The following is a 15,214-nucleotide window of genomic DNA, read 5'->3' on the forward strand; positions in this document are numbered from 1 at the left end:
CGGTGACATGGTCCGCCCCACCCTGCACTTGCACCCGGCGCGCCAGCCCGTCGAGCCACGGCCGGCGGCCACCCTGCTCTGGTTGCGCCCCACCGCCGCCGGCCCCGAGGTGCTGCTGACCCGGCGCTCGCCAACGGCCAGCTTCCTGCCCGGCGTGTTCGTGTTCCCGGGCGGCCGCATTGACGACGAAGACGCGGGCGCCCACGACCTTGTGCACGGCCGCGAGGGTACCGCCGCGGCGCAGCTGACCGCCGCGCTCGCGGCATTGCGCGAGAGCTTCGAGGAACTGGGCGTGCTTCACGCACGGCACGCTGACGGTCGGCCCCTGGCCGCGGCCGAGCTGGCCGCCGTCCGCCGCGACCAGCCGCTGTACCCGCAGCTGCGCGAGCGCGGCCTCAGGCTGGCCGCCACCGAAGTACACACGTTGGCGAGCTGGACCACCGACCGCAGCGTCGGCCCGCGCCGCTTCAGCACCGCCTTCCTGATCGCCCGCATGCCAGAGGGCCAGACCCCCGTGGCCGACGACGCCGAGCAGTTCGAGCCGGTCTGGCTGCGCGCCGAGCTTGCGTTGCAGCGCCACCAGCAAGGCAGCTTGCCGCTGATCTTCCCGACCCTGCGCACGCTGCAGTGGCTGGCCCGCTTCGACGACATCGACGCCGTCCTGCAGGCCTGCGCCGGCGGCCAGGCGTTGTGGGACTCGTGCCCCCGCGGCGCGCTCGTCGGCGGCAAGCCGCAACGCTTCATGGAGTCCGACCTGCCCTTCGGCGAGCTGGAACTGGTCTGTCCCGACGGCCAGCTCGAACACGCCCTCGACTGGCAGTGCGAGCGCCCGGTGCAGTTGCTGCGCCACCTGTGGCGGCTGACCGCACCCAACGCCGGCGTGATGACCGGCCCTGGCACCAACAGCTACATCGTTGGCAGCGCAGCCGGCGGCTTCGTCGTCATCGATCCCGGCCCGCCCGACCATAAGCACGTAGCGCGCCTCTTCGAGGCGACCGCGGGGAACATCCGGGCCATCCTGTGCACCCACTCGCACCCCGACCATTCGCCCGGCGCCGGACCACTCGCCGAGCTCTGCGCACAAAGGTCCGGCCGGTCCCCGCCCATCCTGGGCATGTCGTCGGCACCGACCGCGCGCGCGCATTCGCTGTTCGTGCCCGACCGTGAACTCGGCGACGGCGAGCGTGTGCAGCTGGACGACCCGGAGCACCCGGTGACGCTGCGCGCGATCCACACACCGGGGCACGCCGCCAACCACCTGTGCCTTATCGTCGAAGAAGACGGCCTGCTGTTCTCGGGCGACCACGTCCTGAACGGGAGCACCACGATCATCGATCCTCCGGATGGCAGCATGGCTGACTACCTCGATTCTCTGGACGTGCTGAGCGCGGTGTGTGGCAGCGATGCCATCCGCTTCATCCTGCCGGCACATGGCCACGTGATGGGCGCAGCCGCCGAGACCATCGCCAGGCTCAAGGCGCACCGCCTGGCGCGCGAGGCCAAGGTCGTCGCCGCGATGCGCCACCAGCCCGACGGCGGCCCCGACGACTGGGTTCCGCTGGCCTACGCCGACACGCCCAAGGCCCTGTGGCCGATGGCCAGGCGCTCGCTGCTGGCCCATGTCGAACGCATCCAGGCGCTGGGCCTGGCTTCCTGAAACGGAGACCCGCCGTTGAGCGACAACCATCTCCCCCAGCATGTCCTCGACGCGTTCTGGCAACGCTGGGGCAACAACCTCTTCATGCGCGCGCAAGGGCTGGAGGTCGAGATCGTCGGCGTCGGCGAAGCCGTGGTGCGCCTGCCCCAGGTGATGGCGACGCAGCGCGGCGGCGGCGGCTCCGACGCCGTGCTCAACGGCGGCGTCATCGCCTACATGTTCGACGGCGCGCTGGGCTGCGCGATCGCTTCGTCTTTGCTCGCACGTCCCGAGATGCGCGGCATCGACCCGCAGCGGCTGCGCCAGTCGACCATCAATCTCGACATCAGCTACATCGACGCCGCCAGCGGCGACCACTTCGAGGCCCACGGCAAGGTCGTGCGCGCCAGCCGCAACATCGCCTTCGCCGAAGGCGAGTTGCTCGATGCGCAGGGTCGCACCTGCGCCACGGCCAAGGGCATCTGGCGCGTCTTCTGGCCGCGCGACGCAGCACCGGACCAGCCCTAAAGAACGAACCGAACACGTGGAGACAAACCCCCATGAGCAAAGACACCCTTCGCATCGGCTGCGCCTCAGGATTCTGGGGCGACACCGAATTCGCCGCGGCCCAACTGGTCGAGCGCGGCGACATCGACGTGCTGGTCTTCGACTATCTGGCCGAGATCACCATGTCGCTGCTGATCCGCGCCAAGGCCAAGGACCCGACTCAGGGCTATGCGCCCGACTTCGTCGCGACCATGAAGCCGCTGATGAAGCAGATCAAGGCGCGCGGCATCCAGGTCATCGCCAACGCCGGCGGCGTGAACCCTTCCGCCTGCCGCGACGCGCTGGTGGCTGCGGCGCAGGCCGAAGGCGTCGAGTTGAAGATCGCCGCAGTACTGGGCGATGACCTGATGCCGCAGCTCGAGGCCATGCGCGCTGCGGGCACGGCGGAGATGTTCTCCGGCGCCGCCTTCCCGGCCAAGGTGATGAGCGCCAACGCCTACCTAGGCGCCTTCCCGATCGCCGCGGCGCTGGCCGCCGGCGCCGACATCGTCGTCACCGGCCGCTGCGTGGACAGCGCGGTCACGCTGGCGCCGCTCGTCGCCCGGTTCAACTGGAAGGCCGACGACCTGGACAAGCTGGCGCAGGGCAGCCTGGCCGGCCACCTGATCGAGTGCGGCACGCAGGCCACCGGCGGCAACTACACCGACTGGGCCAGCGTTCCAGGCTGGGACGACATGGGCTTTCCCATCGCCGAGTGCCGCGCCGACGGCAGCTTCGTCGTCACTAAACCGGCCGGCACCGGCGGGCTGGTCTGCCCGTCCACCGTGGGCGAGCAGATGCTCTACGAGATCGGCGACCCGCGCGCCTACATCCTGCCCGACGTGGTGTGCGACTTCACCGCGGTCACGCTGACGCAGGTGGGCCCGGATCGCGTCGAGGTCAAGGGCGCGCGCGGCCGCCCGCCCACCGACCAGGCCAAGGCCAGCCTGACCTACGCCGACGGCTTCCGCGCGATGAGCCTGTTCATGATCGGCGGCATCGACGCCGGCGCCAAGGCGCGCCGCACCGGCGCGGCGATGCTGGCGCGCATGCGGCGCCACTATGCCGCGCGTGGCTGGCCCGACTTCACCGAGGCCAGCGTCGAGGCCATCGGCGCCGAGGACACCTACGGCGCGCATGCCCGCGTGTCGGCGCGCGAGGTGATGCTCAAGGTCGGCGTGCGCCACCCGTTGAAGGACGCCCTCGAGCTGTTCTCGCGCGAGGTTGCGCCGATGGCGCTGATGTCCGCGCCGGCGATCACCGGCTTCACCGGCGGGCGGCCCAAGGTGCAGCCGGTGGCGCGGCTGTTCTCGTGCCTGGTGCCCAAGGCGCACCTGGGAGTCAGCATCGACATGGGCACGCAGCAGGTGGCCGCGCCGCAACTGGCCGGCAAGCCGCTGGACCCGGCCACTCTGCCGGCCGTCGGCGGCCCGCTGCCCGCAGCCGAGGCCTTCGCGCGCGGAGCGCGCACCGTGCCGCTGGTGCAGCTGGCCTGGGGCCGCAGCGGCGACAAAGGCGACTCGGCCAATATCGGCATCATCGCGCGCAGGCCTGAATTCCTGCCCTACATCCGCGCGGCCATCACCGAAGAAGCGGTGGCGCGCTGGTTCGCCCACCTCGTCCACGGCAAGGTGCAACGCTATGACCTGCCGGGCACACAGGCACTGAACTTCACCCTGCAGCAGGCCCTGGGCGGCGGCGGCATCGCGTCGGTGCGCATGGATTCGCAGGGCAAAGCCTTCGCGCAGATGCTGCTCGACCATCCGGTGCCCATACCCGCCGACTTGGCCCTCTGACCCCTCCTCCGCGACGTCTCGCTTCCTGGCACAGCCCCCGAAAGGACCTCTCATGAACACCGTCACTTCGCCCACCGGTCGCAAGACCGCTTCTTCGCAGATCCAGTCGCGGGTGCGCGACATCCAGGAGGCCACGCGCGGGGTCACCGCACAGTACCCGCGCAGCTACATCCTGCAGTGCATCAAGGAAGATCGCTTCCCCGAAGAACTCTGGCAGGCGCTCGGCAAGTTCGGCCTGCTCGGCCTGTCGATCCCCGAAGAGTACGGTGGTTCCGGCGGCGGCGTGCTCGAGATCACGGCGCTGAACGAGGCCCTGGCGCTGGCCGGCGTGCCGACACTGTTCCTGGTCGTCACGGGCCTGGCCCGCGTGCCCATCGTGCGCAACGGCACGCGCGAGCAGATCGCCAGGTACGTGACGCCGACCTGCACCGGCGAGAAAAAGATGTGCTTCGCCATCACCGAGCCCAACGCCGGCACCAATAGCTTCGCGATGACGACCCTGGCCACGCCCAACGCGGGCGGCGGCTGGACGCTGAACGGGCAGAAAGTATTCATCTCCGGCGCGCGCGACGCCGACACCATGATGGTGGTGGCACGGACGACAAAAGCGAGCGAGGTCAAGCACCGCACCGACGGGATGTCGCTGTTCGTGATCGACATGAAGACGCCCGGCATCACGCTCAAGCAGCTCAACATCCAGGTCGAGACGGCCGAGCGCCAGTACATGGTGTTCTTCGACAACGTGCAGTTGCCCGCCGACGCCGTGATCGGCGAGCCTGGCAAAGGGGCCAAGCTCATGTTCGAGGGCCTGAATTCCGAGCGCCTGCTGGCCGCGGGCGCTGCGCTCGGTCTGGGCGACTACGCACTGGCCAAGGGCGTGGCCTACGCCAAGGACCGCAAACCCTTCGGCAAGCCCATCGGCAGCTACCAGGCGCTGCAGCACCGCATGGCGCTGGCCAAGGCCGAACTCGAGGCCGCGCGGCTGATGACCTACGACGCCGCCGACCGATTCGACAACGGCGAGGACGCCGGGGCCCACGCCAACATGGCCAAGCTGCTGGCCTCGCGCGCCGCGGTGGCCGCGGTGGAGGCGGCGCTGCAGACCCATGGCGGCTACGGCTTCGACCGCGACTATGACGTCGTCACACTGTGGCCGATGATCCGCCTGCTGGAGATCGCACCGATCAACAACGAGATGCTGCTGAACTACATTGGCGAGCATGTGCTCGGGCTTCCGAAGTCTTACTGATGCAGCAGCATGATGTCGTCGCCGGCGGGCACCGCCTGAGCGCCTGGACCTGGGGCCGCATCGACAGCACTCGCCCGGTCATTGTGATGCTGCACGGCGGCCTGGATTGCACCAGCACATGGAGAGACCTGCCGCAGGTGATCGCGGACACGACCCAGCTGCCCGTGCTGTCCTACGACCGTTGGGGGTACGGGGGCTCCGACGCGTTGACCGGCCGCCGTGAGCGAAGTTATCGATTCGAGGAGTCCGGTCCGGTGTTCGGCGACCTGCTGCGTCACTTCGGCATCGCCAGGGCCGTACTGTTCGGCCACAGTGACGGGGGCGCTATGTCGCTGTTGGCCGCGGCGGCCCATCCCGAGGCGGTGCGTGCAGTCTGCGCCTGCTCACCCACCATCGCCCTGGATCTGCACATGGTGCGCGGCATGGCAGGCGCACGTCAGGCCTTCGAGCAGGGCGGCCTGCGCGATCGGCTCATGCGACACCACGGCGACAAGACTGATGCCATGTTCTGGGGCTGGCACGCACCGTGGTCGACCGAAGACGCGATCCACTGGTCCATGGCCGAACAGATGGCACAAGTGCGGTGCCCGGTGGCCGCGCTGTTCGGCCAAGCCGACGATTACGGCTGGCGACCCAGCGCCAGTGCCTTGGTCAACCACGGCACAATGCCTCTGGAAGTCACGGCCCTTCCCGGCGTCGGGCATGACCCACAGCACAGGGCTCGGGATGTGGTGCTGGCCGCACTGCAGCGCATCATCCGCATGGCTTCCGGAGCCGGTTGACGTTGCGCACGCGAGCCACTCCCACTCACGAGAACATCCAGCATGAACGAACAGGTATGGGTCGAATGCGTCGGGGACCTGATTGTGGCCCGCATGCGTGGCACCGTCAGTGCCCAAGTCCTGCAGGACTGCCAGGAGCGAGTCGTGACGCTCGCCCGCGACTCCGGACGGGAACGGGTGCTTTATGACGCGCTTGAGATGGACCCCCCCAGCGTGGACCTCACCTTCGAACAGCGCAAACTGGACGCGGCCCTCGGCGGACTTCGCCTGCGCCGAGCCATTGTCGTGCCCAATAGCCGGCTGGCGTATCTGGCACGGCTTGCGTTTGGAGAGGGCGAGTACCGCGTGTTCTACAGCGATATGGTCGCGGCGGTGAAGTGGCTCAGTGGCAGCCTGCCGGGGGTCTGAAGTGCACTCGCATGGGGGCAGCGCTAAGCGGCGGGGGTTCCATTGAAGAACACTTGGAGGTTTTGCCGAGCGTTCTGCAATATCGTTGGTCAGTCATCTCAATACTGTCTCTTGGAGGACGAACAATGATCCTGGTGATCGGAGCTACCGGCAATATCGGTACCGAAGTAGCGCATCTTCTGGTGAAGGCGGGAGCCACTGTGCGGGCTCTGGCCCGGGACGAGGCGAAGGCCAAGGCCGCGCTGGGACCGAAGGTCCAGGTCGTGCAAGGCGATCTGGAACAACCCGCGTCATTGGCCCAGGCCATGAAAGGTGTCGAGAAGGTTTTTCTGGTTACCCCGCTGCATCTCGATCAGGTCGCGATGAAATCGGCAGCGATCCAGGCGGCCAAGCAGGCCGGTGTCAGACATCTCGTGATGTCCACCGGCATCGGTGCCGGGCCGCAAGCAGGTGTCGAAATCGGGCGCTCGCACGGCAGGAGCCAGGAAGAAGTCATCGCGACCGGCATTCCCTATACGTTCCTGCAGCCGACTTTCTTCATGCAGAACATGATGATGTTCGCGGACGCGATTCGCGGCCAAGGCGCGTTCTACCTGCCGCTCGGCGAATCCAGGGTGAGTTGGGTCGATGCACGCGACATCGCGCTCGTCGGCGCCAAGGCGCTGACCGAGGCGGGGCACGAGAACAAGGCCTACCCGCTCACCGGGGGCGAGGCGCTGACGTGCGCCGAGATGGCACGCACCCTCTCGGACGTCCTCGGCAAGACGGTCAACCATGTCGACGTCCCGCTCGCGGCGGCTAGGCAAGGGATGCTGGATGCCGGCATGCCCGCCAAGCTGGCCGACATGATGAACGAGCTCTACGCCCTCGGACCGGCCGGACATCTGGCCTATGTCGCAGACACGGTCAAGTCGGTGACCGGGCAGGCCCCGCGCAGCTTCCGCCAGTTCGCGCAAGAGCACGCCGCGGCGTTCAAAGGCTGACGCCGCGTCAAGGGGTGGCGGCGGGTCAGATCGCCGCGCTCGACGACGCAGCTTTCGGCACATCGCCCTCCAGCGTGATGCGGTGCATCACGCGGCGGTGCCCGTGATAGTCGTTGACGGGGTAGTGCTGCACGCAGCGGTTGTCCCACAACGCGAGCGAGCCTTCGTGCCAGCGAAAGCGGCAGGTGAATTCCTCCTTCTTCTGATGCTCGAACAGGTAGTCCAGCAGCGGTGCGCTCTCGGCCTCGGTCATGCCGGCAAAGCGCACCGTGTGGCCGGCGTTCATGTACAGCGCGCGCTGGCCGGTTTCGGGGTGCACGCGCACCGCCGGGTGCACGGCCTCGTAGCTGCGCCGCTCGGTCCGGCCACCTTCTGCGATGCGGTCTTCACGGGTGCGCGAGGTATCGGCCTTGTCGGAACTGTTCACGCACTCCAGGGTCGCAAGCAGCCGCTTCATGCCGTCTGACAAGGCCTCGTAGGCCGCCCCCTGGCTGGCAAACAAGGTGTCGCCCCCCTGCGGCGGCACCTCGCGCGCCAGCAGCAGCGTGGCCATCGGAGGCCGGTCGAGGTAGGCCGTGTCGGTGTGCCAGACACCACCGAAGTTGACCTTCTCGTGTTCGAGCTTCTTGACTTCGATGATCGTGGGGTAGCCGGCGATGCCATGGACGAAGGGGTACTCCACCGGCGTACCGATCGCTTGGGCAAACGCCAGGAACTGGTCCGGCGTCAGTTGCTGGTCGCGCACGAACACGACGCCGTTCTCGAGCCAGATGCGCCGGATCACAGCGAGCTGTTCGGCAGTCATGCGTTCACGCAGATCGATTCCGGAGATCTCGGCGCCAACTGCGGCAGCCAGGCGGTCCACACGAATTGCTGCTGGATTCATCTTGAAGCCTCCTGGCACCCTGTCGCGCACGCGGGATGTACCGTTTCGGGACGGCGTTCGACGAGCGCCGTCTACAGCTCGCCGCGCCCGGCCAGCAACTGGCGAGCGATGGTGCGGCGCTGGATTTCGGCGGTGCCGTCGGGGATCCGCATCACTCGGGCGAAGCGGTAGCCTTCCTCGATGCGCAGCTCGTTGGTCAGGCCCATCGCGCCATGCACTTGGATGCTGCGATCCATCACCCGGCCCAGCATCTCGGTGGAGAACGCCTTGACCATGCTGACCTGCGCGGTGGCCGGCAGACCCTGGTCGATGCGCCAGGCGCAGTTCTGGATCATCGACTTGGCGGCGTAGATGTCCATGGCGCAATCGGCCAGCATGAACTGGATGGCCTGATGTTCGGCGATCGGCACGCCCGAGGTCTTGCGCACCTTGGCGTATTCGATGGCCTGGTCCAGCGCCCAGCGCGCCAGGCCCAGGCAGGTGGCGGCCATGCCCATGCGCCCGGCGTTCACCCCGTCCATCGCCACCGCGAGGCCGCGGCCGACCGCGCCAAGTCGGTTGTCATCGGGCACGCGCACGTTGTCCAGCACCACCACACCGGTGTCGCCACCCAGGTGGCCGACGGTATTGATCAGGCGCGGCACGGAAAAACCGGGGGAGCGGGTGTCGACGAAGAAGCCGGTCACGCCGCCTTTGTGCTGCGCCGCCGCCTCGAGGTCGGTCAGCGCGAACACCATCGCGTGGTCGGCATACGGCGAGTTGGTGATCCATTGCTTCGTGCCATTGAGAACCCAGTGCTCGCCGTCGCGCACGGCGCGCGTCTTCATCGCGAACACATCGGAGCCTGCGTCGGGCTCGCTGAGCGCAAAGCACAGCGTCTTGTCGCCGCTGGTGATGCCGTCGCGGTAGAGCTCGAAGACGCTGGCGTCCAGGTGGCGCAGCACCGGCGACAGGCCGTTGGTGAACGGCGATGGCAGCACCACGGTCTGGATCAGCGGATGCCCCGGCCCGAAGCGCTGGTTGATGGCCTCCTGCACATGGGCCATCACCTGCGCGCCCAGGCCGGCGCCGCCGAGCTTCTCGTCGCCGAACAGGTTGTAGTAGCCGAGTTCGGCCGAGCGCATTCGCACCTGGCGGCGCAGCGCCAGCGCCTCGGGCACGTAGCGGCCGTCGGCCTGGAACAGGGTGCGCTCGCTGCCCAGCACGGACTGGTGCCGGGCTTCCAGCGGCAGCACCTCGCGCTCGATGAAGCGCTGTACGGCCTCGGCGATGGCCGTGGTGTCGGGCTCGATGTCGAAATTCATGAAGACGCGCCTTGTCAGGCCAGCTTGAATCTGGGCAGCGTGATGTCGTCGGTGACGGCGTCGAAATGCACCGCCACCCGCTGGCCGATGCGCACCGCCTCGACGTTGTCGGTGACTATGTTGGTCATCATGCGCGCGCCCTCGTCCAGGTCGATCACGGCCACTACGTAGGGCGCGTCGGCCTTGAAGGCCGGGCCGGCCGGGCGCCGGGCGATGGTGAAGCTGTAGATTCTGCCGGTGCCGCGGGCGTTGGTCCACTCCAGCGCGTCGGAATGGCAATGCGGACACAGCGCGCGCGGGTAGAAGTGGTGCCGCCCGCAATCGCGGCAGTACTTGAGGATGAGGCGCTTGTCCTTCAGCGCCGACCAGTAAGGTGCGCTTTCGGGGTCGACCACGGGCAGGGGCTTGTCGTACATGGTGATCGTCTGCTGCTTAGCGGGTGGAGAGGATGCAGGTCGCGCCGCTCGACAGCGTTCCGCCGGTGCCGTGGACGAGGGCGGTGACGGCGTTCTTGATCTGCCGCTCGCCGCACTCGCCGCGCAACTGGCGCACGGCCTCGATCAGCAGGAAGATGCCGTACATGCCGGGATGGGCGTAGGAGAGTCCGCCGCCGTTGGTGTTGAGCGGGAACGGGCCGCCCGGCGCCGTGCGCTGGCCGGCGACGAAAGCCCCGCCCTCGCCGCGCTTGCAGAAGCCCAGGGCCTCGAGCGTGAGCAGGACGGTGATGGTGAACGAGTCGTAGACCTCCACCACGTCGATGGCCTCGTGGCCGATTCCAGCCATCGCGAAGGCATCGCGTCCGGCCGCCTCGGCGGCCGTCAGGCGTGCCAGGTCGGGCATCGCGGCGATGGTCCAGTGGGTGTGCGCCTCGCCGTAGCCGCGCACGTGCACGGCCTTGCGGCCCAGCGCCTTCGCGTGCGCCGCGGTGGTCATGACGATGGCGCCGCCGCCGTCGGTGACCAGGCAGGCGTCGAGCAGGTGCAGCGGGTCCGAGATCATTGGGCTGTTCAACACGTCGTCGATCGACAGCGGCCCGCGATTCGTCGCACCCGGGTTCAGCGCCGCCCACTTGCGCGTGGCCACGGCAATCTCGGCCAGGTGTTCCGGGGTCGTGCCGAACTCGTGCATGTGGCGCATCGCCGCCAGCGCGTAGCCACCCACCGGCGTAGGCATGCCCCAGGGCGTCTCGTATTGCATGGTCAGCACGGAAGGCCGCCCCGCCAGGTTGCGGCTGGCCTCGCTGCGCTGCAGGCTGCCGTAGGTGATCAGCGCCACCTCGCAGCGCCCGGCCTCGATGGCCATGGCCGCATGTGCCACATGGGCCTCGAAAGCCGAGCCGCCAATGTTGGTGCCGTCAACGAAGCGCGGCACGATGCCCAGGTACTCGGACAGCGTGACCGTGGCCAGTTGCCCTGGCCCCGGCACCCCCCACATCCCGGCCGTGAGCAGGCCGTCGACCTCGCTCATCGGGATGCCGGCGTCGGCCAATGCATCTCGCGCCGCCAGTGCCTGCAGTTGCAGCACCGACATCGGCGTCAGCACCTTGCCGTCTCTCAAGGCTGCGTCGGCGACGCCGACGATCACTGCTTCAGGTTTGCCCATCGACCTCGAACTCCTTGACAATGCCATTGAACCAAACAATCGTTAGGTCACACGATAGGACTAATATGAAAACTCTTCAAGATCGGATTGCCCTCGTCACCGGTGCCACGGCCTATATCGGCCGCGCCGCGGCGCTGGAACTGGCGCGCCGCGGCGCCCACGTTGTCGTCAATGGCCGCAACGCCCACAGCGGCCATGCCGTGGTCGACGAGATCCAAAGCGCCGGTGGCCGCGCCGAATTCGAAGCCGCCGATCTGACGGACCGCGAGGCGGTGCGGGCGATGGTCGGACGCATCGTGCAACGCCACGGCCGGCTCGACGTGCTGGTGGCTAGCGGCGCCGGCGCCAGCAGCGACTCCCTGGCCTTCAAGTTGTTCATGGAGATGGAGGGAGCCGACTTCGAGACCTACATCCGTTCGCACTGGCTGAGCCGCGCGCACGCCATCCAGGCCGCGGCGGCGGCGATGCGCGCGCAGCGCCACGGCAAGATCGTGGCCATCGGCACCGATGCCGGGCGCGTTGCCACTGTGGGCGAGTCCTTCATCGGTGGCGCCACGGGCGGCATGATGCAGATGTGCCGGGTGCTGGCGCGCGAACTCGGGCGTGACGGCATCCGCATCAACGCCGTGGCGATGAGCTACATCTGGGACGCCGAACCGCGTTGGGGCGGCGGCTCGCCCGCATTGGCCGGTGCGCACGGCCAGGGGATGATCGACAACCTGAGAAAGCGCATGCTGTTTCCGGTGCACTGCGCCGACATCGCGCAGGCCGCGGCGTTTTTCGCCGGCCCGGAGTCGGATGCCATCACCGGTCAGACGCTGAGCGTCAACGGCGGGCTGAGCACACCGGGCTGACATTGCCGTCAGGCCGCGGCATGCGCGGCCTTGACGGCCACTCGGTCGGTGCCGCCGGCGGCCGTCTTCGGCAGCGCGGCGACGAAAACGACGTGCTTGGGCTTCTTGTAGCGTGCGATACGCTGGCCGACGAACTCGATCAGCGCGTCGGCGGCCAGCGTCTGGCCGGACTTGAGGACGCAGACCGCCTTAATCGCTTCGCCCCACTGTGCATCCGGCACCCCGAACACGACCGCCTCGATCAGCGCCGGATGCTCGAGCAATGCGCGCTCGACCTCGGCAGGGTAGACGTTCTCGCCGCCTGGCTTGATCAATTCCTTGGCGGGCGAGCGGCCGACGTACCAGAGGTAGCCGTCGGCGTCGAAGCGGCCCATGTCGCCGGTGTGATGCCAGCCGCAGCGGAACGTGACGGCATTGTCGGCGTCGCAGTTCCAGTAGCCGTTGAAGACCATCGGCCCGCGCACCACGATCTCGCCCGCAGTGCCTGGGGGGACAGACCGGTCTTCGTCGTCGACGATGGCCACGGTGTGCTGCCCGACCGGAAGACCCGCGCTGCCCGGTCGGTCGGCATAGCGGGACGTAGACACCGAGCCCGAGGTCTCGGTCTGACCATATGCGACCCAGAAGCTGGCATCCGGGCATTCGGCCGCGAAGCGCGCCAGCGTGTCCGGCGCATCGATGCCCGTCATGATGCGCAGACCCCGGAGCTTGGATCCCGCGGCCGCAGCTGCGTCAAGCACCGCGCCCAGCATCGGCGGGAACGACCCCATGACGCTGCCACGCTGTTCGTCGATGAGCCCCACGACGGCCTTGGGATCGAAGCGCGGAAGCAGAACCGTGGCGCCAGCGGCGACCATCAGGGCCAGCGTCATCCCGATGCCGGCGAGGTGGAACAGGGGCAGCACACCGACCTGCACGTCGGCGGCAGTCAGGTGCCAGGCGTGCACCGACTTAGCCGCCGCTGCCAGCAGGCCGCGGTGCGACAGCACCGCGCCGCGTGGCCGTCCGCCGACGGCGGCGGTGTGCACGATCAACAGTCCGGCATCGTCACCGATCTCGGCCGGCGGCGGGGCAGCGCACTCCAGATACAGGCTTGCCAGCGCCGCCCAATCCACGCCGGCCTCCGGGCCGGTGGTGTACTTGCGCACACTAGCGAGGTCGGCACCAGCCACCAGCGGCTGCAACTCCGGCGCGACGATCAGCACCTTGGGCGTGGTATCCGCCAGCACATACGCCACTTCCTCGACGGAAAGGCGCCAATTGATCGGCACCACGACGGCACCCAGACGCGCTGCGGCGCCAACGAGGTCGACATAGGCCTGGCCGTTGTGCGCCAGGATCGCGACGCGATCGCCCACCGTGAGCCCTGCACCGGCCAAGCCGCCGGCCAGGCTCGCAACGCGCGCGGCGTACTGCGCGTGGGAGAGCGTTTGCCCGTCGGCGACGAAAGCCGTGCAGCTGCCGTGCAGCAAGGCATTGCGTTCGATCTGGTCGTGGAGGGTAAAGGATCTGAGAGTCACGGCGCGCGTTCTCCTTTGGCGGCGGAAGAAGTGGTGGATGGCTCAGGCGGCGCTGGCGGCATGACCTCCCGCAGGAAATCGATCAGCGTGGCCGTGAAGGCATCGTTGGCGTCGCCTGCCACCATGTGCCCTGCGCCGGGCAGCGCGACGAATCGGGCCTGCGGAAACGTTTGCCGGAACTGCTTCGCGCCCGCCGGACTGATCACATCGCTGCGCCCGCCGCGCACGAGCATCAGCGGGCCTGCATACCGCGCCAAGGCGCGTTCGAAGAACCCCGGATCATTGCGGTGGTTGTGGTTCTCGTCGTTCATCAAGCGTTGGTCCCAGTGCCAGGTCCAGCGCCCCGCCGGATTCAGCCGCAGGTTCTTCTGCAATCCGCGCGGGTGGGTCGTGACAGGGCGGCCCCGGTAGTGGGCGATGTGGCGCGCCGCATCCTCCAACGTGGCGAAGCCCTCCGGATGCGCGCGCATGAACTCGACGATGCGGTCAACACCCTTGGCCTCGACGCGCGGCGCAATGTCTACCAAGGCCAGGGCAGCAATGGCAGGCGCGTCGCTGCGCGCGCTCATCGCCATGCTGATCATGCCGCCCAGCGAGGCACCCACCAAGGCGAGCGGCGACCCAAGCGCCTGGCAGAAGCGGGCCATGTCGCGCGACATGGTCTCGATGCGGTAGTCCCCTTGCGCCGACCAGGCCGACTCGCCATGCCCTGGAAGGTCCAGCGCGACGGAGCGCCAGCCGGCCTGCGCCATGGCGAGCGCCGTGCCGCCCCAGGCATGCCGGGTCTGGCCACCGCCATGCAGCAACAAGACCGTGGGTGCGCGACTCGGGCCGGCGATGTCGGCCACCCAGGGGCCCCCGTCGAAGCCGGGGAATTCATGCCGTACCGATGCAGGCGATTCCACGGACGGGGTCATTTCACGCCGTCTGGGTGGACGTCCCGTTCGAAATCGGCACTGGCCGTGTGCAGCATCCACGTCTTGTAGTTGGGGTACAGGCGTTCGAAAGCCTGCAGCATTTCCTGGCGCGGCACGTCGGCATAGGCGCCGCGGTCGCTGATGTACTCCATATGGCGCCGACCCTGGTTGTCGAACTCGTGGAAGATCGAATCGGCGCTGCCGTCGAACTCCAGCGGCTTGACGCCGGCTTTCTGGCACAGGCTCAGGTTGAAGGCCGGCGTGGCCTTGAGCCAGCGGCCGTCGATCAGCAACTCCGTGTAGCCGTGGTAGGCGAACACGTCGGTCGTCATCATCTCGCGCAGCCGCGGGCTGGTGAGGTGGTTGCGCACGTCGGCAAAGCCCAGGCGGGCCGGCACACCGAGCACGCGCGCCGCAGCGGCCAGCAAGGTCGCCTTGGGTACGCAGAAGCCACGCCCGCTCTCCACCACCTGACTGGCCTTGAGACCAACCTCCGACATGTCGAAGTGATAAGGGTCGTAGCGGAAGCCATCGCGGACGGCGTAGTAGAGCTTGACGCCAATATCACGTGGTGTCATCGCGGCGTCAGCATGGGCGTGCGCGAAAGCCTGCACTGCCGGATGGTCGCTGTCGACAAAGCGCCCCGGCGTCAGGTAGTCGGTGGTGGGGACGGCGGGTTCGTAGGCAGCGGCAGTCATGTCGGGACCTGATGAGTTCTTGCAGGTGTTGTT

The 15,214-nt window shown here is 68.2% G+C and carries 15 protein-coding genes; 8 read left to right on the forward strand and 7 right to left on the reverse strand.

Annotated elements, in window-relative coordinates; translation table 11 throughout:
• The first annotated feature begins 7 nt into the window (after positions 1–7).
• The 7 genes from FN976_RS09735 (at position 8) to FN976_RS09765 (ending at position 7,400) form a co-directional block, all read left to right on the forward strand.
• The gene (locus tag FN976_RS09735) at positions 8–1,657 is read left to right on the forward strand and encodes an MBL fold metallo-hydrolase (protein WP_145892826.1); all 1,650 of its coding nucleotides are present in this window, start codon (positions 8–10) and stop codon (positions 1,655–1,657) included.
• 15 nt (positions 1,658–1,672) lie between these two features.
• Positions 1,673–2,164 (forward strand): PaaI family thioesterase, encoded by a 492-nt coding sequence (locus tag FN976_RS09740; protein WP_145892827.1) that lies wholly within the window; start codon positions 1,673–1,675, stop codon positions 2,162–2,164.
• Between the two features lie 32 nt (positions 2,165–2,196).
• Positions 2,197–3,978, forward strand: a complete 1,782-nt coding sequence (locus tag FN976_RS09745; protein ID WP_145892828.1) for an acyclic terpene utilization AtuA family protein — start codon at positions 2,197–2,199, stop codon at positions 3,976–3,978.
• Positions 3,979–4,030: 52 nt separating this feature from the next.
• Positions 4,031–5,227, forward strand: a complete 1,197-nt coding sequence (locus FN976_RS09750) for an acyl-CoA dehydrogenase family protein (protein WP_145892829.1) — start codon at positions 4,031–4,033, stop codon at positions 5,225–5,227.
• Positions 5,227–6,009 carry an alpha/beta fold hydrolase gene (locus FN976_RS09755; RefSeq protein WP_145892830.1) on the forward strand — a complete coding sequence of 261 codons (783 nt, stop codon included), beginning with the start codon at positions 5,227–5,229 and terminating at the stop codon, positions 6,007–6,009. Before FN976_RS09750 ends, FN976_RS09755 begins: the two co-directional genes overlap by 1 nt.
• A gap of 42 nt (positions 6,010–6,051) precedes the next feature.
• Positions 6,052–6,417 (forward strand): STAS/SEC14 domain-containing protein, encoded by a 366-nt coding sequence (locus FN976_RS09760; RefSeq protein ID WP_145892831.1) that lies wholly within the window; start codon positions 6,052–6,054, stop codon positions 6,415–6,417.
• A gap of 125 nt (positions 6,418–6,542) precedes the next feature.
• A complete protein-coding gene (locus FN976_RS09765; protein WP_186510805.1) occupies positions 6,543–7,400 on the forward strand; it encodes an SDR family oxidoreductase in 858 nt (285 codons plus the stop codon).
• 25 nt (positions 7,401–7,425) lie between these two features.
• Here FN976_RS09765 and FN976_RS09770 read toward each other — a convergent pair whose 3' ends face one another.
• From FN976_RS09770 to FN976_RS09785, 4 genes are all read right to left on the reverse strand, one after another.
• On the reverse strand, positions 7,426–8,286 hold the full coding sequence (locus FN976_RS09770; protein WP_145892833.1) for a TauD/TfdA dioxygenase family protein: 861 nt from the start codon (positions 8,284–8,286) through the stop codon (positions 7,426–7,428).
• A 71-nt stretch (positions 8,287–8,357) separates the two neighbouring features.
• Positions 8,358–9,590 carry an acyl-CoA dehydrogenase family protein gene (locus tag FN976_RS09775; RefSeq protein WP_145892834.1) on the reverse strand — a complete coding sequence of 411 codons (1,233 nt, stop codon included), beginning with the start codon at positions 9,588–9,590 and terminating at the stop codon, positions 8,358–8,360.
• Positions 9,591–9,604: 14 nt separating this feature from the next.
• A complete protein-coding gene (locus FN976_RS09780) occupies positions 9,605–10,006 on the reverse strand; it encodes a Zn-ribbon domain-containing OB-fold protein (protein ID WP_145892835.1) in 402 nt (133 codons plus the stop codon).
• 16 nt (positions 10,007–10,022) lie between these two features.
• The gene (locus tag FN976_RS09785; RefSeq protein ID WP_145892836.1) at positions 10,023–11,192 is read right to left on the reverse strand and encodes an acetyl-CoA acetyltransferase; all 1,170 of its coding nucleotides are present in this window, start codon (positions 11,190–11,192) and stop codon (positions 10,023–10,025) included.
• A 65-nt stretch (positions 11,193–11,257) separates the two neighbouring features.
• Here FN976_RS09785 and FN976_RS09790 point away from each other — a divergent pair, with 65 nt between their 5' ends.
• Entirely contained in the window at positions 11,258–12,046 is a 789-nt protein-coding gene (locus FN976_RS09790; protein WP_186510806.1) for an SDR family NAD(P)-dependent oxidoreductase, read from the forward strand.
• Positions 12,047–12,054: 8 nt separating this feature from the next.
• Here FN976_RS09790 and FN976_RS09795 read toward each other — a convergent pair whose 3' ends face one another.
• The 3 genes from FN976_RS09795 to FN976_RS09805 are packed head-to-tail and all read right to left on the reverse strand — an operon-like array spanning position 12,055 to position 15,181.
• Positions 12,055–13,566 carry an AMP-binding protein gene (locus FN976_RS09795; RefSeq protein ID WP_145892838.1) on the reverse strand — a complete coding sequence of 504 codons (1,512 nt, stop codon included), beginning with the start codon at positions 13,564–13,566 and terminating at the stop codon, positions 12,055–12,057.
• Positions 13,563–14,483 carry an alpha/beta fold hydrolase gene (locus FN976_RS09800; protein WP_145892839.1) on the reverse strand — a complete coding sequence of 307 codons (921 nt, stop codon included), beginning with the start codon at positions 14,481–14,483 and terminating at the stop codon, positions 13,563–13,565. The genes FN976_RS09795 and FN976_RS09800 overlap by 4 nt, the downstream gene beginning before the upstream one ends.
• Positions 14,480–15,181, reverse strand: coding sequence for a transglutaminase-like domain-containing protein (locus FN976_RS09805; RefSeq protein WP_145892840.1), 702 nt, complete (start codon positions 15,179–15,181; stop codon positions 14,480–14,482). Before FN976_RS09805 ends, FN976_RS09800 begins: the two co-directional genes overlap by 4 nt.
• Positions 15,182–15,214: the final 33 nt, after the last annotated feature.

It is taken from the genome of Caenimonas sedimenti, from assembly GCF_007833165.1.
Taxonomy (GTDB): Bacteria; Pseudomonadota; Gammaproteobacteria; order Burkholderiales; family Burkholderiaceae_C; genus Ramlibacter; species Ramlibacter sedimenti.